Here is a 2,369-nt window from a genome sequence, read left to right on the forward strand (position 1 = left end):
GAGATACGAAGGAGTGCATCCTCTGCGAGATTAAATCCCTTCGCTTTATCGGCAAGGGTAAAAGCCTCCACACGCGCTTTTCGTTCCTCTTTTTCTAGTCCTCGCAGGTCTTCATAATATAATTGTCCGCTGCGATTGCGGAAGACGACCTGCACAGGCTCATCCTTCCATGAGTTGATAAAGTTCGTCCGTAATGCTTCATGACGCTGTACAAGCAGATCCAAGCTTTTACCGAAAGTAACCACATCGAAGCGCCCATTCAGCTCAAAGGATGCTTGCTCAAAATAAGCCGCCGAATTCTCATCCATCAGGCTGAAAAAGAGCATACCCTTTTGCATCGGCGTCAAAGCATACACATTTTCCAGCTCGCCCAGATCCCGCGTATCTTCCACCAATTGCTCCAGTTCGTCCAGCGTTACATGGTTTAACAGCACATCACTTGGAGTCAGCACTGTTCTTTCTTGGGTGACGCAATGATGAATGACTTCACGCAAGCCAGATGCCAGCAGTTCTCCCAGCCGCTCCATCGTTTCATGACGGAACTGTGTTGTACCGTAGCGAATCGTGAACACCAACTCGCCATCCTCGATTAATCCGTTGATATCCAGTGCAAAATCCATAGTCGCGTTCGTGCTGACAGGCACACCGATGGAATAGGATGAAGGCTGTAAATCGTTGCCTTTATAATCCTGATCGAATTGGCCCAAATAGTTAAAACTGATCTCAGGTTGAGCCTGTAACTGCACGCCTGCTTTCTCTAGCACATTTAGATCCGACAGGTAGCGTAAAATGCCATAGCCGATGCCTTTTTGCGGAATATGACGCAGCCCTTCCTTGGTCCGCTTGATCAGACGAGCAGTATGTCCCCCTTGTCCCAGACTTCCATCCAGGACAACCGGGAACTGGCTTGTAAACCAGCCGACCGTACGCGTAATATCCACATCCGGTACAATGGCTTCCCGTCCATGGCCCTCCAGATTGACCAGTACCCGTTCGGAACCCGACCAGTCATACACCGCTTTTCCAAGCGCCGCCAGCAACAGGTCATTCATTTCCGTGTTGTACGCACGATGAGCTTGTTTGAGCAGCTGCTCAGTCTCCTGCTTCGTCCAGCGGACCGTCACCACCTCACTGTCTCCCAGCCGTGCATTATCATTCGCAAAATCCTTCGGCAAAGGCTTCGCAAGGCTTGCTTCGGCTTGTTCGATATGCTGCCAGTAAGCCAGCTCCTGCTCCATCGTTGCACTGTTGGCGTAGGCTGACAGTTGTTTGGCCCATACCTGGAACGAATCTGTTTTATGCGGCAGCCGAATAGCTGTGCCGGTTTGACCTGCAACAGCCTGCTCATAACCGGATGCCAAATCCTCCAGCAAAATACGCCATGATACACCGTCCACCACCAAATGATGAATGACGATTAATACATGGTCGCCCTCCGCGCAATGGAACAGACCGAGCTTCACCAGCGGACCCTCGCTCAAATGAATGCTGGCTTGAATTTCACTCGCCTTGGCTTCGATAGCGCTGGATTCATCTTCCACTCTGCTGAAATCTACAATGTCCAGCGTGTATAGCTCGCCTTCCTCTACACTGCGGTTCCAAGCAACATAGCCTTGCTCCGTCTCACGGAATACCGTGCGCAATGCGTCATGATGCTGGACCATACGGTCCATCGTACGGCGCAGCGCGTCAACGTCAAAGCCCCCAGCTCGGTACAGCATCATCGCCTGGTTGCTGTGGTGCAGATCAGCCGGCTGCTGCTCGAAGAACCAGCGCTGAATAGGTGTCAGTTCCACCTGGCCTACGACCTCTTCCTGACTGGCCACCTTGCCATCGGTACGAAGTAATGGACTGAGTGCCGCTACCGTCGGATGGCTGAAGAGGTCTTTCATGTTCAGTCGATAACCTGCTTGCAGCAAGCGGGAGGATACTTGCAAGGCCTTGATCGAATCGCCGCCTAGCTCAAAGAAGTTATCCTGCGTGCCTACGGCATCCACGCCAAGCACTGCGGCCCATACCGCAGCCAGTACCTGCTCCACCGTAGTACGCGGTGCCACATAGGCTGCTCCCGTATGGATGCTGCCTTCTGGCTCTGGCAGGGCCTTGCGGTCGATTTTGCCGTTGCGGGTCAGCGGGATCGTCTCCAGTCGCATGAGCCGTGCTGGCACCATGTGCGCTGGCAGTCCGGCTTCCAGCGCGGCCTGTACTTCCTCGATCCGCAGCTCGGCTTCTCCCGTGATGTATCCGCACAAATACTTGTGTCCACGCTCGTCCGTCCGGTCGATGACTACAGCTTGACGCACACCCGGTACCCGCTGGATCGCCGTTTCAATCTCGCCTAGTTCAATCCGGTAGCCCCGGATTTTGAC

At 53.6% G+C, this 2,369-nt stretch carries 1 protein-coding gene; it reads right to left on the reverse strand.

Translation table 11 applies throughout. The features are described from left to right. On the reverse strand, positions 1–2,369 hold a 2,369-nt coding region (locus HFE01_RS26255), incomplete at both ends, for a condensation domain-containing protein (RefSeq protein ID WP_243208282.1).

It is taken from the genome of Paenibacillus sp. EKM10P (genome assembly GCF_011800655.1).
Lineage (GTDB): Bacteria > Bacillota > Bacilli > Paenibacillales > Paenibacillaceae > Paenibacillus > Paenibacillus polymyxa.